Origin of the sequence: Alcanivorax sp. UBA3183, from assembly GCF_002364155.1 — a bacterium.
GTDB lineage: Bacteria > Pseudomonadota > Gammaproteobacteria > Pseudomonadales > Alcanivoracaceae > Alcanivorax > Alcanivorax jadensis.
Window position 1 is genome coordinate 833 of record NZ_DEXN01000016.1, and the last position, 21,522, is coordinate 22,354.

19 protein-coding genes are annotated in these 21,522 nt (G+C 59.2%); 16 read left to right on the forward strand and 3 right to left on the reverse strand.

Features of this window, described 5'->3' with window-relative positions:
- Window positions 1–233: 233 nt before the first annotated feature.
- The 3 genes from B3Q33_RS06955 to B3Q33_RS06965 form a co-directional block, all read right to left on the reverse strand.
- Window positions 234–2,048, reverse strand: a complete 1,815-nt coding sequence (locus B3Q33_RS06955) for an acyl-CoA dehydrogenase C-terminal domain-containing protein (RefSeq protein WP_035245662.1) — start codon at window positions 2,046–2,048, stop codon at window positions 234–236.
- Between the two features lie 368 nt (window positions 2,049–2,416).
- Window positions 2,417–3,226 (reverse strand): SDR family NAD(P)-dependent oxidoreductase, encoded by an 810-nt coding sequence (locus tag B3Q33_RS06960; RefSeq protein WP_272963007.1) that lies wholly within the window; start codon window positions 3,224–3,226, stop codon window positions 2,417–2,419.
- 123 nt (window positions 3,227–3,349) lie between these two features.
- Complete coding sequence (locus B3Q33_RS06965; protein ID WP_272963006.1) at window positions 3,350–5,050, reverse strand: potassium/proton antiporter; 1,701 nt, start codon at window positions 5,048–5,050, stop codon at window positions 3,350–3,352.
- 274 nt (window positions 5,051–5,324) lie between these two features.
- Here B3Q33_RS06965 and mnmG point away from each other — a divergent pair, with 274 nt between their 5' ends.
- The 16 genes from mnmG to glmS all read left to right on the forward strand — a co-directional run bounded on the left by mnmG (window position 5,325) and on the right by glmS (window position 21,515).
- Window positions 5,325–7,220, forward strand: coding sequence for a tRNA uridine-5-carboxymethylaminomethyl(34) synthesis enzyme MnmG (mnmG, locus tag B3Q33_RS06970; RefSeq protein ID WP_272963005.1), 1,896 nt, complete (start codon window positions 5,325–5,327; stop codon window positions 7,218–7,220).
- Entirely contained in the window at window positions 7,217–7,849 is a 633-nt protein-coding gene (rsmG, locus tag B3Q33_RS06975) for a 16S rRNA (guanine(527)-N(7))-methyltransferase RsmG (protein WP_272963004.1), read from the forward strand. The genes mnmG and rsmG overlap by 4 nt, the downstream gene beginning before the upstream one ends.
- Before the next feature lie 34 nt (window positions 7,850–7,883).
- Complete coding sequence (locus B3Q33_RS06980; RefSeq protein ID WP_035245651.1) at window positions 7,884–8,681, forward strand: ParA family protein; 798 nt, start codon at window positions 7,884–7,886, stop codon at window positions 8,679–8,681.
- A 13-nt stretch (window positions 8,682–8,694) separates the two neighbouring features.
- The gene (locus B3Q33_RS06985) at window positions 8,695–9,615 is read left to right on the forward strand and encodes a ParB/RepB/Spo0J family partition protein (RefSeq protein WP_272963003.1); all 921 of its coding nucleotides are present in this window, start codon (window positions 8,695–8,697) and stop codon (window positions 9,613–9,615) included.
- A gap of 31 nt (window positions 9,616–9,646) precedes the next feature.
- Window positions 9,647–10,750, forward strand: a complete 1,104-nt coding sequence (locus tag B3Q33_RS06990) for a hypothetical protein (RefSeq protein WP_272963002.1) — start codon at window positions 9,647–9,649, stop codon at window positions 10,748–10,750.
- A gap of 253 nt (window positions 10,751–11,003) precedes the next feature.
- A complete protein-coding gene (locus B3Q33_RS06995; protein WP_272980109.1) occupies window positions 11,004–11,432 on the forward strand; it encodes an ATP synthase subunit I in 429 nt (142 codons plus the stop codon).
- Window positions 11,433–11,467: 35 nt separating this feature from the next.
- Entirely contained in the window at window positions 11,468–12,376 is a 909-nt protein-coding gene (atpB, locus tag B3Q33_RS07000) for a F0F1 ATP synthase subunit A (protein ID WP_272963000.1), read from the forward strand.
- Between the two features lie 56 nt (window positions 12,377–12,432).
- Window positions 12,433–12,654 carry a F0F1 ATP synthase subunit C gene (atpE, locus tag B3Q33_RS07005; protein ID WP_007151035.1) on the forward strand — a complete coding sequence of 74 codons (222 nt, stop codon included), beginning with the start codon at window positions 12,433–12,435 and terminating at the stop codon, window positions 12,652–12,654.
- Between the two features lie 64 nt (window positions 12,655–12,718).
- A complete protein-coding gene (locus B3Q33_RS07010) occupies window positions 12,719–13,189 on the forward strand; it encodes a F0F1 ATP synthase subunit B (protein ID WP_035245638.1) in 471 nt (156 codons plus the stop codon).
- A gap of 15 nt (window positions 13,190–13,204) precedes the next feature.
- Complete coding sequence (locus B3Q33_RS07015) at window positions 13,205–13,741, forward strand: F0F1 ATP synthase subunit delta (protein ID WP_272962999.1); 537 nt, start codon at window positions 13,205–13,207, stop codon at window positions 13,739–13,741.
- 16 nt (window positions 13,742–13,757) lie between these two features.
- On the forward strand, window positions 13,758–15,302 hold the full coding sequence (gene atpA, locus B3Q33_RS07020) for a F0F1 ATP synthase subunit alpha (RefSeq protein ID WP_272963053.1): 1,545 nt from the start codon (window positions 13,758–13,760) through the stop codon (window positions 15,300–15,302).
- A gap of 23 nt (window positions 15,303–15,325) precedes the next feature.
- Entirely contained in the window at window positions 15,326–16,186 is an 861-nt protein-coding gene (atpG, locus tag B3Q33_RS07025; protein WP_035245635.1) for a F0F1 ATP synthase subunit gamma, read from the forward strand.
- Window positions 16,187–16,244: 58 nt separating this feature from the next.
- The gene (gene atpD / locus B3Q33_RS07030) at window positions 16,245–17,627 is read left to right on the forward strand and encodes a F0F1 ATP synthase subunit beta (RefSeq protein WP_272974851.1); all 1,383 of its coding nucleotides are present in this window, start codon (window positions 16,245–16,247) and stop codon (window positions 17,625–17,627) included.
- Window positions 17,628–17,648: 21 nt separating this feature from the next.
- The gene (locus B3Q33_RS07035) at window positions 17,649–18,071 is read left to right on the forward strand and encodes a F0F1 ATP synthase subunit epsilon (RefSeq protein ID WP_273009176.1); all 423 of its coding nucleotides are present in this window, start codon (window positions 17,649–17,651) and stop codon (window positions 18,069–18,071) included.
- A gap of 156 nt (window positions 18,072–18,227) precedes the next feature.
- Window positions 18,228–19,595, forward strand: coding sequence for a bifunctional UDP-N-acetylglucosamine diphosphorylase/glucosamine-1-phosphate N-acetyltransferase GlmU (gene glmU / locus B3Q33_RS07040; RefSeq protein ID WP_273009174.1), 1,368 nt, complete (start codon window positions 18,228–18,230; stop codon window positions 19,593–19,595).
- A gap of 90 nt (window positions 19,596–19,685) precedes the next feature.
- Complete coding sequence (glmS, locus tag B3Q33_RS07045) at window positions 19,686–21,515, forward strand: glutamine--fructose-6-phosphate transaminase (isomerizing) (protein WP_273009172.1); 1,830 nt, start codon at window positions 19,686–19,688, stop codon at window positions 21,513–21,515.
- Window positions 21,516–21,522: the final 7 nt, after the last annotated feature.

Genomic DNA, 21,522 nt, shown 5'->3' on the forward strand with positions numbered 1-21,522 from the left:
CGCCGCTTGAGGCGCGAACCGAGCGCAGCGAGGCGACAAACCCATCCAGACGCGGACGAGTATTTCTGGAGAAGAGCGGGCGTGCCTTACTCGCTTCGCGAGGTTCGCGCCTCAAGCGGCGCTCCTACAGGGGCTATGTGATCGCGTATCAGAGTTGGCCACAAAAAAAGGGCGACCCGAAGGCCGCCCTTTTTTTGCGTCTGACGTCCGTGTTGCGACGTCCGACCTTCTCCTTACTCGTAATCGAAGGAGAAGTGTTCCGGCTTCAGCTGCATGGTGCTCTTGGTCGGCTTCAGCGCGGCATCCGCGTGGGCCTTGGCAGAGGGCAGCATGCGATCGAAGTAGAACTCGGCGGTGGCCAGCTTGGCCTGGTAGAACTCCGCCGGCTCTGCGCCGCCATTTTCCAGCTTGTCCTGGGCAACACCGGCTTGCAGGGCCCAGAAGTAGGCCATCATGGCGTAGCCGCTGTACATCAGGAAGTCGTAGCTGGCGGTGGAAACGATATCGCGGTCCTTGGAGGCCACCAGCATGATGCGGGTAGTCAGGTAGTTCCACTCGGCGGCGATCTTCAGCAGCTTCCAGGCGAACGGACGCAGCTTGGGATCACGCAGGTTCTTGGTGCCGAAATCCACCAGCTTCTTGCTGAAGTCACGAACACACTTGCCCTTGGTCAGCAGCAGTACCTTGCGGCCCAGCAGATCCAGTGCCTGGATGCCGGTGGTGCCTTCGTACAGGGTGGAGATGCGCGCGTCACGGACGATCTGTTCCATGCCGTGCTCTTTGATGTAGCCGTGGCCACCGAATACCTGCATGCCGTCGTTGGCCACTTCCAGACCTTTCTCGGTCAGGAAGCCTTTCAGGATCGGGGTCAGGAAGCCCAGCTCGTCATCCCACTTCTGGTACTCTTCATCGTTGTCAGCCTGGGCTGCGCTGATCATCTTGTCCGCGTACTGGGCGGCGAAGTAGATCATGGCGCGACCGCCCTCGGCGATGGCCTTCTGCTTGAGCAGCATGCGGCGTACGTCACCGTGGTGAATCAGGCTGTCGGCGATGGCATCCGGCTCTTTCTTGCCAGACAGAGCGCGCATGGACTTACGCTCCTTGGCGTAGGTCAGGGCACCCTGATAGGACAGCTCGGCGTGAGCCAGACCCTGGATGGAGGTACCGATACGCGCGGTGTTCATGAAGGTGAACATGCACTCCAGGCCCTTGTTCTCGGGACCGATCAGGAAGCCGGTGGCTTCGTCGAAGTTCATCACGCAGGTGGCGGACGCCTTGATGCCCATTTTCTTTTCCAGGGAACCACAGTGCACACCGTTATCTTCACCGATCTTGCCCGGCAGGTACTTGGGCACGATGAACAGGGAGATGCCGCGGGTGCCTTTCGGCGCATCGGGCAGGCGGGCGAGAACGATGTGGACGATGTTCTCGGTCAGGTCGTGCTCACCGGAAGAGATGAAGATCTTGGTACCGGAAATCTTGTAGGAGCCATCTTTCTGCGGCTCGGCCTTGGTTTTCACCTGGCCCAGGTCGGTACCGCACTGCGGCTCGGTCAGACACATGGTGCCGCCCCAGGTACCTTCGGTCATGGGGACCATGTAGTCCTGGAGCTGCTGCTCGGAACCGTGCATCTGGATGGTGTTCATGGCACCCATGGACAGGCCCGGGTACATGGTGAAGGACCAGTTAGCGGTTGCCATCATTTCGGATTTGATCAGACCCAGGGACGCGGGCAGGCCCTGGCCGCCGAATTCCACCGGGTGGCTGAGACCTTGCCAGCCGCCGGCCACGAACTCGTCGTAGGCTTCCTTGAAGCCTTTCGGCGTGGTCACCACACCGTCTTCAAACTTGCAGCCTTCTTCGTCACCGCTCTGGTACAGGGGCGCGAGGGTGTTTTCACACAGCTTGGCCATTTCGCCAATAATCGCTTCGACCATATCCGGGGTGGCTTCTTCGCCTTCCGGGAAAGTCTTGTAGTGGCTTTCGAAATCGAGCACTTCGTTCATCAAAAAGCGCATATCGCGCACGGGAGCCTTGTAAGTCGGCATAACAGTTACCCTCGTCAGGCAGAAATCGATTCAACTGTCAGTAACGGACAGCGCAACAGGGCGGGCATTGTTGGGCAATTCAAGGGCAAACACATTGACTGCCAAGGCGGGCGCGGGCGGGCGTTAGGGTGAATGGGCGTTCACGGGACATTGAGCGGCAAGCAACGGGATTGCTACGGAGCCACTGTAGGAGTTCCCTTCCAGGGGACGAACCGCACGCAGTGCGGAATCGACCGCAGGGCGGGCAGGGGGTTCGGGTTTCTGGAACGACTTTCTGGGAGCGGGGCGAGAAGCCCCACCGATTTCCTCGCTGCCGCTCGGTTCGTCCCCTGGAAGGGAACTCCTACGACAGACGACAGATCCTGCTCCTACTTCTTCCCCTTCCAGCTATACATGGAGGTGGAGACGCCCATGCGCAGCGCCACTTCGTCCCAAACCCCCTGGGGTAAAACCGCCTTGAGCAGTTCGGTGGATTTGGCGATGGGCGGCTCGATAACAAAGCTGTCCTTTTTCTGCATGCCCCTGATGATGCTATTGACCACTTTCCCAGGCGTGAGCATGGGCGTGAACATCGGGGTTTTCACGCCATCAAACATGCCGGTGGAGATATAGCTGGGGCAGACCGTGGTCACATGCACATGTTTGATCTTGCGCACGTCCAGCTCCAGGCGGATGGATTCGGAGAAACCGACCACCGCCCATTTGCTGGCCGCATAGGTGCTGCCATAGGGCAGGCCCACAAAGGCAGAGGCGCTGGCAATATTGACCAGATAACCTTCCTTCGACTGGATCAGGTCTTCGATAAAGGCATGGCTGGTGGCCATCAAGCCTTCGGTGTTGATGCGGAAGGTGTTCAGGTGCTGCTCCAGCGAAACCTGCTCGAACTCGCCACCGAACACCACGCCGGCATTATTGATCAGACCGGTGATGGGGCCGACCTCCGCATGAAGCTTGTCGCGAAACTTGGCAATGGAGGCAATCTTGCTCACATCCAGCACATAGGGGTGCGCCTTGCCACCGGCAGCCTTGATGCGATCGGTGACTTCGCGAGCTGCACTGATGCGCCGGGCGGTAACGATCACTTCTGCGCCCTGTTTGGCAAATTCCTCTGCCATCAGGGCGCCAATCCCGGCACCGGCGCCAGTGATCAGAATGCGATGATTATCAAAACGGGCCATGAGTCATCCTTGTGTGAGTCAGAGATTCAGTGAGGAGTTGCGAGTAACGAGTTTCGAGTTGCGAAAAGCCAAAACGGTTTTGCTTTTCGAAACTCGCTTCTCGCAACTCGACACTTACATGTCTTACCCCGGCAGCTTCAAGCCGACCAGCACCACCTTGCCATCTTCCACCGAGCGGGCCCGCAAGCGCAGGCCGCTGACACGAACCGTATCACCGACCACGGTCTGCTTCCCTACCTGTTTGGTGAACATCTCGGCCACGGTGAGTCCCTGCCAGAGGGGCGGCGGTGCTTCCACACCATAGATGGCAATCAACTGCGCCACCGGCGTCTTGCCGAGCACGGTGAAATCGCCGTAATAGCGTTTCTCGTCGTTGCTCATCTTGTGGCACAGGTCGGACAGGGCGGACTTGTGGGACAGGGGCGCGAGCCAGGCGATCAGATCGCCGGCTTCGATATCCGGGTTATCACTGAGACTGAGCACCTGCTGGTTGCGGTACAGGATCAGCGGGGTGCGTTTGTCCTCGCTCAATTCGCCCATTGGCTTGCCCACGGCCCGGGCGCCGGCCTCTACCTCGAACTGCATCAGATAACGATCACGGGGGGCGGCCAGCGGGACGGTCTGTTTGGGTTCGGTGGTGGGCGGCACCGACACTTTCAGTTTGCGCGCTACATAGCGCAGGCTGGCGCCCTGGCCGAGCAGGGAAATCAGCACCACCACCAGGGTGATATCGAACAGCAGGTAGGTCTGCTCCACTCCGGCCAGCAACGGGAACACCGCCAGGACAATGGGCACCGCGCCGCGCAGGCCGGTCCAGGCGATAAAGGTTTCCTCGCGCCAGGTAAAACGGAATGGCAGCAGGCTCACCCACACGGCGATGGGGCGCGCCAGCAGCATCAGGAAGGCGGCGACCGCCAGCGCCCAGGGCAGGTTTTCGGTGAGTCGGGAGGGCGTCACCAGCAGGCCAAGGATCAGGAACATGCCGGACTGGGCCAGCCAGGCCATGGAATCCATTGCCTTGAGCACGTTATCACCGGTACCGCCACGGCGATTTCCCGCCACCAGGCCGGTGAGATAGATGGCCAGAAAGCCGGAGCCACCCACCAGGTTGGTGAGGGCAAACACCATGGCGCCACCACTACACAGCAGCAGGGCATGCAGGCCTTCGTTGCTGCGCACCCGTAACAACAGCTCACTGATCACCGCACCCAGCAGCAGGCCGAGCAGGGCGCCCAGGCCGAACTGTTGCAGCAGAGTCCACAGCATGCCGACACCCCAGTCGGCAGCGGGGTCCACCAGCATCCCCACCAGCATCAGGGTGATAAAGATGGCCATGGGGTCGTTAAGGCCGGATTCGATCTCCAGGGTGCTGGCCACCCGTTCATTCAGCGTCACCCCGGCGCCCTTGATCACGCTGAACACCGCCGCCGCATCGGTGGAGCCAATAATGCCGCCCAGCAGCAGCCCCACCCGCCAGTCCACGCCCATCATCCAGGTGGCAAAGGCGCCCACCAGGGCGGCGGAAATGGCGACGCCAAAGGTGGCCAGGCTGAGAGCCGGCTTCAGACCCAGCCTGAAGGTACTGAGGCGGGTACGCAGGCCGCCGTCGAGCAGGATGACCGCCAGGGCAATATTGCCGATCACATAGGCGGTGGAGAAGTCATCGAACTGGATACCGCCGATGCCGTCCTCGCCGGCGAGCATGCCCACCACCAGGAAAATCAGCAAAGACGGCACCCCGAACCGGGCACTCAGGGAGCCCAGCAGCAAGCCGGTAAACATCAGGCCGGTGCCGATAAGAAGAAACAGGTTCAGAGAGTCCAAGCGGAATCCATGCCAAGAGAATCAGGGTTCTATAGTAGAATAGCTTACACGCAACGCGCTGCGCGCTACATGACGGGACGATGATCTTTGCGTAGGAGCGGCGCTTGAGCCGCGAAGGGCATTGGGAAAGTGTTCGCGAGCAGGTTCGCGGCTCAAGCGCCGCTCCTACGGTAAATCGCGTGCGCGGAGCTTGCAGCGTGTGATGTTGGCATTATACTAGCGCGCCCTTCTGGCTATATTTTGAACAGCAGACCCCTGCAAGGCGAGTGTTGAGATGGATTTTTCCCAGCGATTTGGCGTGATTGTGATCGGCGGCGGCCATGCCGGCACCGAGGCGGCGTTGGCGTCCGCCCGCATGGGCGTCTCCACCCTGCTGCTGACTCACAACATCGAAACCCTGGGTCAGATGAGCTGCAACCCGGCCATCGGCGGCATTGGCAAGAGTCATCTGGTGCGCGAAATCGACGCCCTGGGCGGCGCCATGGGCCGGGCCACCGATAAAGGGGGCATCCAGTTCCGAGTACTCAACGCTCGCAAAGGTCCCGCGGTGCGCGCTACCCGCGCCCAGGCGGATCGGGTCCGTTACAAGGCTGCCATCCGTGCCACCCTGGAAAATCAGCCCAACCTGACCCTGTTCCAGCAGGCCGTGGACGACCTGATCGTGGACAACGGTCGCTGTGTGGGGGTGGTCACCAATATGGGCCTGCGCTTTGTGGCCGATGCGGTGGTGCTCACCGCCGGCACCTTCCTGGGCGGCGTCATTCATATCGGCCTGGATAACCACCAGGGTGGCCGTGCCGGCGATCAGCCCTCCAATGCGTTGGCCCGTCGCCTGCGCGAACTGCCGTTCCGGGTCGACCGCCTGAAAACCGGCACGCCGCCGCGCATCGACGGCAAGACCGTGGATTTTTCCGTGATGCAGGAGCAGTGGGGCGACAGCCCGCTGCCGGTGATGAGCTACCTGGGCAAGGTGGAAGAGCACCCGCAACAGGTGTGCTGCTATATCACCCACACCAATGCCCAGACCCACGACATCATCCGCAGCGGCTTTGATCGCAGCCCCATGTTCACCGGGGTTATCGACGGGGTCGGGCCGCGCTATTGCCCGTCCATCGAGGACAAGGTGAACCGCTATCCGGACAAGGACAGCCACCAGATCTTTGTGGAGCCGGAAGGGCTGGATACCCACGAGCTGTACCCCAACGGCATCTCCACCAGCCTGCCGTTCGATGTGCAGCTGCAGGCGGTGCGTTCCATTCGTGGTTTCGAGAATGCCCATATCACCCGGCCGGGCTACGCCATCGAATACGACTATTTCAATCCCCAGGATCTCAAGCACAGCCTGGAGACCAAGCACATGCCGGGCCTGTTCTTTGCCGGCCAGATCAATGGCACCACCGGTTACGAAGAAGCTGGCGCCCAGGGGTTGCTGGCGGGCCTGAATGCGGCGCGGTTAAGTCAGGAGAAAGAGGCCTGGACGCCCCGTCGCGATGAAGCCTACATCGGCGTGCTGGTGGATGACCTGATCACCATGGGCACCCAGGAGCCCTACCGCATGTTCACCAGCCGGGCGGAATACCGCTTGCTGCTGCGTGAAGACAACGCCGACCTGCGCCTCACCGAAAAAGGCCGTGAGCTGGGTCTGGTGGACGATGAGCGCTGGGCCGCCTTCAATGCCAAGCGCGAGGGCATGGTGAAAGAAGAGCAGCGCTTGAAAAGCACCTGGGTGCAGCCGAAAACGCCTCAGGCCGAAGCGGTGAACACCCTGATCGAGAAGCCGCTGACCCACGAATACAGCCTGTTGGATCTGCTCAAGCGCCCGGAGTTGAGCTATGCCACCCTGGCGGACGCGGTGGCGCTGGAAGATCGTCCGGACGCGGCGGTGATCGAGCAGATGGAAATCCTCGCCAAGTATGCCGGCTATATCGATCGTCAGAGCGACGAAATCGAGAAGCTGCGGGCGGCGGAAACCACCCGGCTGCCGGACGACTTCGATTATGGCCAGGTGAAAGGCCTGTCCAACGAAGTGAAGCAGAAGTTGGGGGATATCCGCCCCGAAACCCTGGGGCAGGCCGGCCGGATTCCCGGGGTCACCCCGGCGGCGATTTCCCTGCTGATGATCTATCTGAAGAAACACCAGCACCAGCAGAAGTCGGCCCAGCAGGCATGAGCCTTTCCACAACCTTATCCGACACCCTGGCCCGGGGCGTCGATGCCCTGGGCCTGTCCCTCAGTGATGACCAGCAGCGCCTGCTGCTGGCGTACGTGGACCTGCTGGTGAAGTGGAACCAGGCCTACAACCTCACCGCCATTCGCGATCCGGCAGAGATGGTCACCCGTCATCTGCTCGATTCCCTGGCGGTGCTGCCCTACGTGGCAGACACCGACACCCTGGACGTGGGCACCGGTGCCGGTATACCAGGGATTATTCTCGCCGTATCGCGGCCGTATCAGGCCTTTACCCTGCTGGATTCCAACGGCAAGAAAACGCGCTTCGTGCGCCAGGCCCGCCGTGAGCTGGGGCTGGATAACGTGGAGGTTGTGCACGCCCGCGTGGAACAGTACGGTAAGAGCCCATCACAGATAATTTGCCGTGCCTTTGCCTCCTTGTCGGACATGCTGGCACTCATGGCGCCGATAATTACCGATAATACCCGGGTACTGGCCATGAAAGCGGCCAGCACAGAGCGGGAATTGGCGACCATGCCGCCGCACTGGCAAGGCAACCACCATAGTCTGAACATTCCCGGGCTCGATGAGCCCAGGACACTGGTGGTGGTACAACAGCGCAGCGATTGAAGGCCATCTCAGTGGCCTCCATAAGGAGACAGCAGTGACCACCGTATTTGCCGTAGCGAACCAGAAAGGCGGCGTGGGGAAGACCACCAGCAGTGTGAACCTGGCGGCGTCGCTGGCAGCCACCCGCAAGAAAGTGTTGCTGGTGGATATCGACCCCCAGGGCAATGCCACCACCGGCTCCGGGGTAGACAAGTTCGAGACGGATTACACCATCTACGATGTGCTCTGCGATGATGTGCCCATCGAGCAGGCGGTGACCGGTACGCCGGAAGAATCCGGCTTCGCCCTGATCGCCGCCAACGGCGACCTGACCGCCGCCGAAGTCCAGTTGCTGGACCTGAAGTCCAAGGAATTTCGCCTGCGTAATGCGCTGGCGCGGATCCGCGACGACTATGATTACATCCTCATCGATTGCCCGCCGTCCCTGAACATGCTCACCGTGAATGCGTTGACGGCGGCGGATTCGGTGATCGTGCCGATCCAGTGCGAGTACTACGCCCTGGAAGGTCTGACCGCGCTGATGAACACCATCGAAAAGATCCGCTCGGTCCTCAATCCCAAGCTGCACATCGGCGGCCTGCTGCGCACCATGTACGACCCGCGCAACAGCCTGTCCAACGATGTGTCCAACCAGTTGATCAGCCACTTCGGGGACAAGGTGTATCGCACCATCATTCCGCGTAACGTGCGGCTGGCGGAAGCCCCCAGCCACGGCGCGCCGGTGATCACCTACGATCCGAAATCCCGCGGTGCGGTCAGCTATCTGGCATTGGCCGGTGAGATCCTGCGTCGTGAGCAGGCGCTCAAGGCCCAGCCTGCAGCAGCTTCATAAGGAACGAAACATCATGGCGGCAAAGCGTAAACGCGGTCTCAGCAAGGGCCTGGATGCCCTGCTCAGCAGCAGCGAATCCTACCAGCAGCACCAGGACGAAGTGCGGATCCAGCAGCAGGAGGAAGACAGGGTCAGCGGTGTGGAGTATCCACCTCGTGATGGCGAGTTGCGCCACCTGCCGGTGGACTGCATGGAACGCGGTCGTTACCAGCCGCGCCGTGACATGTCCCCGGATGCCCTGGAAGAGCTGGCCGAGTCCATCCGTGCCCAGGGGGTGATGCAGCCCATCGTGGTGCGCCCGCTCGGAGAAAAGCGCTACGAGATCATTGCCGGTGAACGCCGCTGGCGTGCCGCCAAGATGGCCGAGCTGGACACCATCCCGGCGGTAATCCGCGAGGTGCCCGACGAAGCCGCCATCGCCATGGCGCTGATCGAGAACATCCAGCGGGAAAACCTCAACCCCATGGAAGAGGCCATCGCCCTGGGCCGCCTGAAGGAAGAATTCGGCCTTACCCATCAGCAGGTGGCCGACGCGGTGGGTAAATCCCGCGCCATGGTGACCAACCTGCTGCGCCTGATGAGCCTGGAATCCGACGTCAAGAAGCTGCTCGAGCACGGCGACCTGGAAATGGGCCATGCCCGTGCGCTGCTGGCGCTGACCGGTAATAAACAGGTGGAAGCGGCCCGCACCGTGGTGGCCAAAGGGCTGTCCGTGCGCCAGACCGAAGAGCTGGTCCGTGACTTCGAAAAAGCCAAACCCGCCAAACCGGCACCGCCCAAGGAAGACCCCAACGTGAAAGCGTTGATCGGCGACTTGTCCGATCGTCTGGGGGCACCGGTGCAGATCCAGCAGGGCCAGGGCAACAAGGGCAAGCTGGTGATCAGCTATAACAACCTGGATGAACTGGACGGCATCCTGGCCCATATCAAGTAACACGTCCGACGCAGGATCCATGGAGGGTGTAGTGGGGCGGTTTCTTTACCGGGCCGAGGCCGACGGTAAACCGGTTTCCGGTATTCAGGATGCGGCTAGCGCCGCTGAAGCACTGACCTTGCTCAAGGAGCAGGGTCTGCAGTCCGTGCGTCTGCAGAACGATGCCATGACCGCCGCCATGCCTCTGGATACCGGCGGACTGGCAGATCGGGACTACGCCGAACTACGCCACTATTTCCAGGCCCGCCACGGGCTGCGCCCCTTCCTGTTGATGCTGCTCAAGCAAACCTGGCTGCTCTGGCTGTTGGCCGTGCCCGGGGCGGTGTTCCTGTGGCTGGCCGACTATCGACTCTGGGCCGGTCTGTTGTTGCTTCTGCCCCTGACAGCGGCGGCCATCGGCCTGTGGAAATACCGCGACGCCCGGGATTTTGATGCCATGCTGTCCGCCATTGCGCTGGGCCACTGGCAAAAGGCCAGCTCCCTGGCTGACCGCCTGAGTCGCCGTATCCGTGATGAATCCGTGGCCATGGAGCTGTCCGTCCAGAGGGCCTGTCTGCAGGCCCGGAGCGGGGATCTGGATCGCGCCCTGGCGGAACTGACGCAGTGGCAGCCGGTAATGGATATGCTGATGCCGGGCATGTTTTCTGCTCAGCAGGCGCGGGTCTACCTGGCAGCCCGGGACCATGACAGGCTGCTGCGCTGCCATCGCGATGCGGTGGCGGCCTCAGACCAGGACCCCAGCCAGACCCTGGACTATGCGTTGATGGAAGCCCGTTATGGCTCCGCTCCCCGTGCCCATTGTCTGCTGCTGGAGGTGGACCCGACGTTGCTGCCGGAATATGGCGATGGTTTTGTGCCCTGGGTGGAAGGTGTCGTGGCATTGCGCCAGGGCCGGAATGAAGCCGCGATAGTCTGTCTTCGCGACGCCCTCGACCGGCTGCAGTCGCTAGCCAGTAATCCAGCGGTGTGGTGCACGCTGGCCATGGTCGGGGGTGATGCCGCCTGTGCCCTGTTGCGGCTGAGGCACACCGATGAAGCCGCAGCCATGGTGGAGGCCGTCTGGCCGGTGTTATCTGTCCATGGCGATAAGGAACAGCTGGCAGCGTTGGCGCCGGTTTTGCCCGCAAGGGCATAGGCGATGGCTCCTGCCGCAGGGTAAACAAAAATATTTTAATGTTTATTTCTTTTTGTGAATTGAATTCACAAAGCGCATGGCCCCGCTCTCATCACTTTTCCATCTCGTGTTTACACTGACATTGACGAACAATCCGCCATGCACGGTTGCCAGTAGCGCGCCAACTACATATACTTCGCCGCGCTAAAGATCAGGGGTGCCATGACCTTGCGCCTGGTGCGGCATCAACTTGCATCGGCCCAGAGGCTTTACGGTGACCAGCAACGAATTTCAGCCCAACAGAACCTTGTTCTGGGGCTTAATGCGCGCCCAGCTCGTAACGCTGGTGCTATTCGCGCTGCTGGTAACCTCCCTGGCCGGTACGCTGGCCGGTCTGGTAGCGGCCTGGGGAGGCACTATCAGCCTGATCGCATACGCCTGGGGCGGCTTTCAGTTATGGCTGCACCCCGGTAACCGCGCACCGAAACGCATGGCGACGGCAGCGATTCGGGCAGAGATGGGCAAGATCGCAATTATGTTGTTGCTGTTCTGGCTCACTTTCTCCAAGGTCCCTGAAGCGCGGGAAATGAAAATCGCAATGGTTCTGCTGCTGGGCTTCATGCTGACCCAGATTGTGGGCTGGGTTCAGGTGGCACGCCTGGACGGGCAAGCAGCGGCAGAACAAGACAGTCAAGACGACTGAGACTGTAGGCATCGGCTCTCTAACAGAGGTTTGACATGGCAGCGAACTCCGCCGGCGAGTATATCAAGCACCATCTGGGTAATCTGACCTATGGCAAACTGCCCGAAGGGTATGTCCGTGAATGCCATGGTCACGCGGAGACGCTGACCGAGACTACCTGGACCTTCGCCTGTAACGGTAACGAAGCCAAAGACATGGGCTTTGCCGCCTTTCACGTGGATTCCCTGGTCTGGTCTGGTGGCCTGGGCATTATCATGTGCCTGCTTTTCTGGCTGGGCGCTCGCAAGGCAACTGCCGGCATTCCTTCCGGTTTCCTTAATTTCGTAGAAATCATTATCGAGTTCATTGATACCCAGGTTCGCGACTCTTTCCATGGCAAGAGCAAGCTGATCGCCCCGCTGTCACTGGTGATCTTCTGCTGGGTCTTCCTGATGAACCTGATGGATCTGGTCCCCGTGGACTTTATCCCGAAGACATTCGAGTGGGTAATGGTGAGCTTCTTCGGCTGGAGCGCTCACGAAGCCTACTTCAAGATTGTTCCGACCACCGATCCGAACATTACTCTTGGCATGTCATTTAGCGTAATGTTCCTGATCATCTTCCTCACCATCAAAACCAAAGGTGTGGGCGGATTTGTCGGAACTCTGGCACTGCATCCTTTTGAATCCGGCAACCCGGTGGTCAAAGCACTTCTGATCCCGGTGAACCTGCTGCTGGAAACCATTGCTCTGCTGGCCAAGCCGGTATCTCTGGGCCTGCGACTGTTCGGTAACATGTACGCGGGTGAGTTTGTGTTTATTCTGCTGGCAGCCATGATGGGCACCTGGCAGTTCATAGGTGCCTGGCCCTGGGCGGTATTCCATATTCTGGTAATCACCCTGCAGGCATTTATCTTCATGGTTCTGACCATCGTGTATCTGAGCATGGCGGTCGAAGAGCACTAAGTTTTTTTAAACCGGTTTTTAATTAAACCAACCAAGCACTTAACGGGAGTGTAAAGATGGAAGGCATTCAATTTCTTGCTGCTGCTATCGTAGCTGGCCTGGCGGCCATCGGCGCAGGTCTGGGCTTCGGCATGATGGGTGGTCGTTTCCTGGAGTCTGTGGCTCGTCAGCCTGAACTGGCTCCGATGCTGCAAACTCGCATGTTCATCATCGCCGGTCTGCTGGATGCTGTGCCGATTATCTGTATCGCCATCGCGTTCCTGCTGATTTTCCAGTAAATCGCGCTTTACTTTTTAAGCCCCGATTTTGGGAAATCTAAGCAACGCGGATTGAGGTGTTGGCATGAATATTAATGCGACACTAATTGGCCAGGCCATTTGGTTTGCCCTGTTTGTGTTCTTCTGCATGAAGTTCGTTTGGCCTCCGATTTCTCGGGCGCTCGAGGAACGTAAGCAGAAGATTGCCGAGGGCCTGAGTGCCGCGGATCGGGCAGAGCGTGATCTGGAACTGGCGCAGGAAAAGGCGACCGCCAATCTCAAAGAAGCGAAAGAGAAGGCGGCCGAAATTATTGATCAGGCCAATCGCCGGGCTAATCAGATTGTGGAAGAGGCTAAAGATGCAGCGCGCACCGAAGGTGAGCGTCTGGTAGCCAAAGCCCATTCTGAGATTGACCAAGAGGTTAATCAGGCTCGTGAGCAACTGCGGAAAGAAGTGGCGGCCCTGGCGCTGAGCGGTGCCGAGAAGGTACTGGCTGGCGAAGTAAACCAGGACGCGCACAAGCAGATGCTTGAGCAGCTGGCGGCTGAACTCTGAGACTACGGGTAACCCATGGCTGAACTGACCACCATCGCACGCCCCTACGCCAAGGCCGCCTTTGTTTTTGCAAAGGAACAAGGCGACCTGGGTAAGTGGGAAAAGATGCTGGGCTTGGCAGCGGCAGTGGCAGGTGATGCCACCATGCGTGCCTACCTTGACCAGCCGGAACTGGATGACGCTGCCAAGGTTTCTGCTTTTGCAGAAGTCTGTGGCGATGAACTCGACGAAAGTGGCTGCAACTTTGTTGCCCAGCTGGCGCAAAACAAGCGCCTGCCGCTTTTGCCGATCATCCTGCAACTGTTCCACGAGCTTCTGGCCCAGGAGCAGCGGTTCACCGATGTGGAGCTTATCTCCGCATTCGATCTGGACGACGCTGCAACCGAGAAGCTGGTAACAGCGCTGAAGAAACGCCTTGGCACGGATGTGAATGTCACCACGTCCGTGGACCAATCCCTGATTGGGGGCGTGCTGGTGCGAGCCGGCGATACCGTAATTGATGGCAGTGTGCGCGGCCGACTGAATCGTCTGGCAGAGCAACTGAACTCTTGAGTTTGAGGGATTAGAGATGCAGCAACTCAACCCGTCCGAAATCAGCGAGATTATCAAATCGCGCATTGCGAAACTTGATACCTCCACCGAAGCACGCAACGAGGGCACGGTCGTATCCGTATCCGATGGTATCGTGCGTATTCATGGTCTGGCCGACGTGATGTTCGGCGAGATGATCGAGTTTGAGGGCGGCATCTTCGGCATGGCCCTTAACCTGGAGCAAGACTCTGTGGGTGCCGTGGTCCTGGGTGATTACCTGGGTCTGGCCGAAGGTCAGAAGGTACGTTGTACCGGCCGCATCCTGGAAGTCCCTACTGGCCCGGAACTGCTGGGTCGTGTTGTGGACTCCCTGGGTAACCCGATCGACGGCAAAGGCCCGATCGATGCCAAGCAGACCGACGCAGTTGAAAAGGTAGCGCCTGGCGTTATCTGGCGTCGTGAGGTTAACGAGCCTGTCCAGACCGGTTACAAGTCCATTGATGCCATGGTGCCGATCGGCCGTGGTCAGCGTGAGCTGATCATTGGTGACCGTCAGATTGGTAAGACCGCGGTAGCGGTTGATGCGATCATCAACCAGAAAGACTCCGGCATTAAGTGTGTCTACGTCGCCATCGGTCAGAAGCAGTCCACCATTGCCAACGTGGTGCGCAAGCTGGAAGAGCACGGCGCGATGGAAAACACCATCATCGTTGCGGCCTCCGCTTCCGATCCCGCTTCCATGCAGTTCCTGGCACCGTTTGCCGGTTGCACCATGGGCGAGTACTTCCGTGATCGCGGCGAAGATGCACTGATCGTTTATGATGATCTGACCAAGCAAGCCTGGGCATATCGTCAGATTTCCCTGCTGCTGCGTCGTCCTCCGGGTCGTGAAGCTTATCCTGGTGACGTGTTCTACCTGCACTCCCGTCTGCTGGAACGCGCCGCCAAGGTAAACGAAGATTACGTTGAGCAGTTCACCAACGGTGAAGTGAAAGGCAAAACCGGTTCTCTGACCGCACTGCCGATCATCGAAACCCAGGGTGGTGACGTTTCCGCTTTCGTACCGACCAACGTAATTTCCATTACCGATGGTCAGATCTTCCTGGAAACCGACCTGTTCAACTCCGGTATTCGTCCGGCGATGAACGCGGGTGTATCCGTATCCCGTGTAGGTGGCTCCGCGCAGACCAAGATCGTTAAGAAGCTCGGCGGCGGTATTCGTCTGGCTCTGGCTCAGTACCGTGAACTGGCGGCATTCGCCCAGTTCGCATCCGACCTGGATGACTCCACCCGCGAACAGCTGGAGCATGGTCAGGCGGTTACCGAGCTGATGAAACAGAAGCAGTACAGCCCCATGAGCGTTGCCGAAATGGGTGTTGTTCTGTACGCAGCGAACGAAGGCTACCTGAAAGGGATGGAAGTCGAGAAAATCGGCGCCTTCGAAGCGGCTCTGCTGGATTACATGAACAGCGAAAAGAAAGCGTTGATGGACAAAATCAACGAGAAGGGTGACTACAACGGCGAGATCGAAGCCGAGATTAAAGAATCTCTCGATCAGTTCAAAGCCACCCAGACCTGGTAATTCGCTGAAAAAGGGTACTTCCTATGGCCAGCGGTAAAGAGATCAAAGGCAAAATTGCCAGCGTCCAGAGCACGAAGAAGATTACCCGTGCAATGGAAATGGTGGCAGCCTCCAAGATGCGTAAAGCGCAGGAGCGTATGGCGGCAAGCAAGCCCTACGCAACTCGTATGCGTCAGGTGGTTGCACATCTGGCCAATGCCGATCTGGAATACCGGCACAGCTACCTGCAAGAGCGGGAAGTGAAGAACGTTGGCTACATCGTAGTGACCTCCGATCGGGGTCTCTGCGGTGGCCTCAACGTAAACCTGCTCAAGAATGTCGTCAAAAGCTCGCGAGAGTGGGAAGAAAAAGGCGCCAAGGCCCAGTACTGCGTAGTGGGCTCCAAGGGTGTTTCTTTCTTCAAGAGTGTTGGCGGCAATGTGGAAGCGACAGTGTCCGGTCTGGGGGATTCCCCGCACCTGAACGACCTGATCGGTTCCATCAAGGCGATGCTGGATGCCTACGATAATGGTGAGATCGACCGCTTGTACATCGTGTACAACGAGTTCGTGAACACCATGACCCAGGCGCCCAAGAACATTCAGATGCTGCCGCTGGAAGCAGCAGATGATGAAGAGTTCAAGCGCCACTGGGACTATATTTACGAGCCGGCTCCGAAAGCACTGCTCGACGAGTTGCTGGTGCGGTTCATCGAGTCCCAGGTGTATCAGGGCGTGGTAGAAAACAATGCCTGTGAGCAGGCAGCGCGAATGGTAGCGATGAAAGCGGCCAGTGATAACGCCGGCGACATCATTCGTGATCTGCAGCTGGTGTACAACAAAGCACGCCAGGCTGCTATTACGCAGGAAATCTCCGAAATCGTTGGTGGTGCTGCTGCGGTCTGATTTGTCAGCAGACTGGTAGAAAGAACGCGGCAAAAACGCAAGTTAAGAGGATGCAAGCATGAGTAGCGGTCGTATTGTTCAGATCATCGGTGCTGTGATCGACGTGGAATTCCCGCGCGACGGCGTACCGAAGGTATATGACGCCCTCACCGTGGACGGTACTGAAACCACGCTGGAAGTTCAGCAACAGCTGGGCGACGGCGTTGTCCGTACCATTGCCATGGGCTCCACCGAAGGTCTGAAGCGTGGTCTTGACGTGGTCGACACTGGTGAGCCGATTCAGGTTCCGGTGGGCACCAAGACCCTGGGCCGTATCATGGACGTGCTGGGTCGACCCATCGACGAAGCCGGCCCGATCGGTGAAGAAGAGCGCATGCCGATTCACCGTGCTGCTCCTACCTATGCGGACCAGGCAGCCACCAACGAACTGCTGGAAACCGGCATCAAGGTAATCGACCTGGTTTGTCCTTTCGCCAAAGGCGGTAAGGTTGGCCTGTTCGGTGGTGCGGGTGTAGGTAAAACCGTAAACATGATGGAGCTGATCCGGAACATCGCGATCGAGCACTCCGGTTTCTCCGTGTTTGCCGGTGTGGGTGAGCGTACTCGTGAGGGTAACGACTTCTACCACGAAATGAAGGACTCCAACGTACTGGATAAGGTATCGCTGGTTTACGGTCAGATGAACGAGCCGCCAGGTAACCGTCTGCGTGTAGCGCTGACCGGTCTGACCATGGCCGAGAAGTTCCGTGACGAAGGCCGTGACGTACTGTTCTTCGTGGATAACATCTACCGTTACACCCTGGCGGGTACCGAAGTATCTGCACTGCTGGGCCGTATGCCTTCAGCGGTAGGTTACCAGCCGACCCTGGCGGAAGAGATGGGCGTTCTGCAGGAGCGTATTACTTCCACCAAGACCGGTTCCATTACTTCCGTTCAGGCCGTATACGTACCTGCGGATGACTTGACTGACCCGTCTCCGGCAACCACCTTTGCTCACTTGGATGCCACCGTGGTACTGAGCCGTGACATCGCCTCCAAGGGTATCTACCCGGCGATCGATCCGCTCGATTCCACCTCTCGTCAGCTGGATCCGCTGGTGATTGGTCAGGAACACTACGACGTGGCCCGTGGCGTGCAGTCTGTACTGCAGCGCTTCAAGGAACTGAAGGACATCATTGCGATCCTGGGCATGGACGAACTGTCTGAAGAAGACAAGACCATCGTTGCCCGTGCTCGTAAGATCGAACGTTACCTGTCCCAGCCGTTCTTCGTGGCCGAAGTATTTACTGGCTCTCCGGGCAAGTATGTTTCCCTGAAGGACACCCTCACCGGTTTCCGGGGCATCCTTGACGGTGATTACGATCACATCCCGGAGCAGGATTTCTACATGAAGGGTTCTATCGACGAAGTGGTAGAAGCCTACAACAAACGTAGCAAGTAACCTGCACCGGGAGACAAGCAAATGGCGATGACCGTGCATTGCGACATTGTTAGTGCAGAACGCCAGCTGTTCTCCGGTCTGGTTGAAATCGTGGTGGCCTCCGGTGTGGAAGGCGATCTCGGTATCATGCCGGGCCACGCCCCACTGCTGACCCGGCTCAAACCGGGTCCGGTACGGGTGAAGAAGCAGAATGGTGACGAAGAAGTGTTCTACGTATCCGGCGGCTTCCTGGAAGTGCAGCCGAAGCTGGTAACTGTGCTGGCCGATACCGCAGAACGTGCCGACAACATGGACGAAGCTGCTGCCGAACAGGCAAAACAGCGCGCCAAGGAAGCATTGGAAGGGAAGAACTCCGAAATGGATTACTCCCGTGCCGCCGCCACCCTGGCCGAGTCCGTGGCTCAGTTGCGAGCAATACAACAGTTGAAGAAGAAAGGGCGGTAAGCACCTTTTGCAATTCTTCAACACAGAAGGGGGTAGCCAAGTGCTACCCTTTTTTGTTTCTGTCATGGATTCAGGTCAAGAGACAGAAATGTCACGATGTGATGCTATAAAGCCGCACGGTACATCGCGACAAGGGTAAAAACATAAGGACAGGGTATGAGTTCAGGGTCTATTGCAGTCGTTATTCTCGCCGCCGGCAAAGGCACCCGCATGAAAAGTGCGTTGCCCAAGGTGCTGCATGAAGTGGCCGGCAAGGCCATGGTCCAGCATGTGGTGGATGCCGCCACCAGCCTGGCTGCCGACAACACCATTATCGTTTACGGCCACGGTGGCGATCAGGTCAAGCACATCGTCAACGGCGATCACCTGCAATGGGCAGAGCAGGCCGAGCAGCTGGGTACCGGCCATGCGGTGGCCCAGGCCATGCCCCTAGTGAAGGAAGATATCGTACTGGTGCTGTACGGCGACGTGCCCCTGATCCGCCCGGAAACCCTGCGGGATTTTGTCGCCTCCGTGGATGACAAAACCCTGGCACTGATGACCCTGACCCTGGATGACCCCAGCGGCTATGGCCGCATAGTCCGTGATGGTCAGAACAACGTGCAGCGTATCGTCGAGCAGAAAGACGCCAGCGAAGCGGAGCTGGGTATTCCGGAAATCAACACCGGCATCCTGGCCTGTACCCGTAGTTTCCTGGATGACTGCCTGCCGAAGCTATCCAGCAATAATGCCCAGGGCGAATACTACCTGACCGACGTGATCGCCATGGCGGTGCAGTCCGGCCTGACGGTGGAAACCCTGCAGCCGCAATTCGCCTGGGAAGTGGATGGCATTAACGACCGGGTGCAGCTGTCCCGCCTGGAGCGTATTTACCAGTTGGCCCAGGCCGAATCCCTGATGCGCGACGGTGTCACCCTGCGCGACCCGAACCGCCTGGATGTCCGCGGCAGCGTGCAGATCGCCACGGATGTGATCATCGATGTGAACGTGGTGCTGGAAGGCGATGTCACCATCGAGGAAGGCGTGGTCATCGGCCCCAACTGCATTATCCGCGATACCAACATCGGTGCCGGCACCGTCATCGAAGCCAACAGCCTGGTGGATGGCGCCATCGTCGGCGAGCAATGCACCATCGGCCCCTACGCCCGCCTGCGCCCCGGCACCGAACTGGCCGACAACGCCAAGATCGGCAACTTTGTGGAAACCAAGAAGTCCTATGTGGGCGAAGGTTCCAAGGTGAACCATCTGACCTACATCGGCGACAGCCAGATCGGCAAGGGCGTCAATGTGGGCGCCGGCACCATCACCTGCAATTACGATGGCGCCAACAAATTCCAGACAGTGATGAAAGACGGTGCCTTCATCGGCTCCAATTCGTCACTGGTGGCACCGGTTACCATCGGCGAAAATGCCACCGTGGGCGCCGGCAGCACCATCACCAAGGACGTGGACGACAACGGCCTGGCTGTAGCCCGTGGCCAGCAGCGCAACGTCAGCGACTGGAAACGCCCGCAAAAGAAGTAATCGAATTCGTTGGAGCCATGCTCGCATGGCGAATAGACACGGCAGAGAATCCGCAAAGACTGCCGGCAAGCCATATTCAAGGAAACCAACATGTGTGGAATCGTCGGGGCCATTGCCCAGCGTAATGTGACCAATATCCTGATCACTGGCCTCAAGCGCCTGGAATACCGGGGCTACGACAGTGCAGGTGTGGCGCTGCTCAACGATTCCGGCATTACCCGGGTGCGTCGCCAGGGTAAAGTCGCTGGCCTGGAAGCCGCCACCACGGAAGAGCATGCCAGCGGCTTTACCGGCATCGCCCACACCCGCTGGGCCACCCACGGCAAGCCCTCCGAAGCCAATGCTCACCCGCACATGTCCGGCAGCGATCTGGCCCTAGTGCACAACGGCATCATCGAAAACTTCCAGGAACTGAAAGACGAACTGGAAGCCGCCGGTTATGACTTCCAATCCCAGACCGACACCGAAGTCATCGTGCACCTGCTCCACCAGGTACTGGCCACCGGCGTGGATCTGTTCACCGCCGTGCAGCAAGTGGTGAAGAAACTGGATGGCGCCTACGCCTTGGGTGTCATCCACAAGGACGAGCCCCACAAACTGGTCGCCGTACGCTCCGGCAGCCCGCTGGTCATCGGCCTGGGCATCGACGAAAACTACATCGCCTCCGACCAGCTGGCCCTGCTGCCGGTGACCAACCGCTTCATCTTCCTGGAAGAGGGTGACCAGGCGGAAATCAGCACCGACAACATCCGCATCGTCGATGCACAGGGCAAGCCGGCCAACCGTGACACCCACGAATTCGACGGCAGCCACGAAGACGCGGAAAAAGGCGAGTACCGCCATTACATGCAGAAGGAAATCTTCGAGCAGCCGGCGGCGATCCAGAAAACCCTGGAAGATCGCATCGACAGCCCGGCGAGCCTGATCGACGCCTTCGGCGAAAAAGCCCCGGCCATTTTCGACAAGGTGAAAACCGTCCAGATCGTCGCCTGTGGCACCAGCTACCACGCCGGCATGGTGGCCCGTTACTGGCTGGAAGATATCGCCGGCATCCCCTGCCAGGTAGAAGTGGCCAGCGAATTCCGCTACCGCAACCATGTGGTACCGGAAGGCACCCTGTTCGTCACCATCTCCCAGAGCGGTGAAACCGCCGACACCCTGGCCGCCCTGCGTGACACCGCGTCCCCCAACTACGTGGGCCGCCTGGCCATCTGCAACGTGGACAGCTCCTCCCTGGTGCGCGAATCCGAACTGGTGTTCCTCACCAAGGCCGGCCCGGAAATCGGCGTGGCCTCCACCAAGGCCTTCACCACCCAGCTCACCGGCCTGCTTATGCTGGTGCTGGCCCTGGGCCGCCAGAAAGGCCTGGACGATGCCCGCATCGAAGGCATCCTCGACGAACTGCGCCAGCTGCCCAACCTGATCGAACAGACCGTTGCTTTGGACAAGCCCATCGAAAAACTGTCCGAAGCCTTCGTGGAAAAACACCACACCCTGTTCCTGGGCCGTGGCGTGCAATTCCCGGTGGCCCTGGAAGGCGCCCTCAAGCTCAAGGAAATTTCCTACATCCACGCCGAAGCCTACCCGGCCGGCGAACTCAAGCACGGCCCCCTGGCGCTGGTAGACAGCGACATGCCGGTGGTGTCCGTGGCACCCAACGACGAACTGCTGGAAAAACTGAAATCCAACCTGCAGGAAGTCCGTGCCCGCGGTGGTGAGCTCTATGTGTTCGCCGACAAGCACGCCCACGTGAAAGAAGGCGAAGGCATCCACGTGCTGAACATGCCCGCCGTGCCGGAAACCATTGCCCCCATCGTCTACACCGTGCCGCTGCAGCTGCTCAGCTATCACGTGGCTGTCTTGCGCGGCACCGATGTGGATCAGCCGAGGAATTTGGCGAAGTCGGTGACGGTTGAATAAAAACAGT

Coding starts and splice junctions, on each gene's coding strand:
- atpE (WP_007151035.1), top strand. CDS start 12,433: ATGGAAGGCATTCAATTTCTTGCTGCTGCTATCGTAGCTGGCCTGGCG.
- atpD (WP_272974851.1), top strand. CDS start 16,245: ATGAGTAGCGGTCGTATTGTTCAGATCATCGGTGCTGTGATCGACGTG.
- B3Q33_RS07035 (WP_273009176.1), top strand. CDS start 17,649: ATGGCGATGACCGTGCATTGCGACATTGTTAGTGCAGAACGCCAGCTG.
- B3Q33_RS06960 (WP_272963007.1), bottom strand. CDS start 3,226: ATGGCCCGTTTTGATAATCATCGCATTCTGATCACTGGCGCCGGTGCC.
- atpG (WP_035245635.1), top strand. CDS start 15,326: ATGGCCAGCGGTAAAGAGATCAAAGGCAAAATTGCCAGCGTCCAGAGC.
- B3Q33_RS07010 (WP_035245638.1), top strand. CDS start 12,719: ATGAATATTAATGCGACACTAATTGGCCAGGCCATTTGGTTTGCCCTG.
- B3Q33_RS07015 (WP_272962999.1), top strand. CDS start 13,205: ATGGCTGAACTGACCACCATCGCACGCCCCTACGCCAAGGCCGCCTTT.
- glmU (WP_273009174.1), top strand. CDS start 18,228: ATGAGTTCAGGGTCTATTGCAGTCGTTATTCTCGCCGCCGGCAAAGGC.
- mnmG (WP_272963005.1), top strand. CDS start 5,325: ATGGATTTTTCCCAGCGATTTGGCGTGATTGTGATCGGCGGCGGCCAT.
- atpA (WP_272963053.1), top strand. CDS start 13,758: ATGCAGCAACTCAACCCGTCCGAAATCAGCGAGATTATCAAATCGCGC.
- B3Q33_RS06985 (WP_272963003.1), top strand. CDS start 8,695: ATGGCGGCAAAGCGTAAACGCGGTCTCAGCAAGGGCCTGGATGCCCTG.
- atpB (WP_272963000.1), top strand. CDS start 11,468: ATGGCAGCGAACTCCGCCGGCGAGTATATCAAGCACCATCTGGGTAAT.
- rsmG (WP_272963004.1), top strand. CDS start 7,217: ATGAGCCTTTCCACAACCTTATCCGACACCCTGGCCCGGGGCGTCGAT.
- glmS (WP_273009172.1), top strand. CDS start 19,686: ATGTGTGGAATCGTCGGGGCCATTGCCCAGCGTAATGTGACCAATATC.
- B3Q33_RS06955 (WP_035245662.1), bottom strand. CDS start 2,048: ATGCCGACTTACAAGGCTCCCGTGCGCGATATGCGCTTTTTGATGAAC.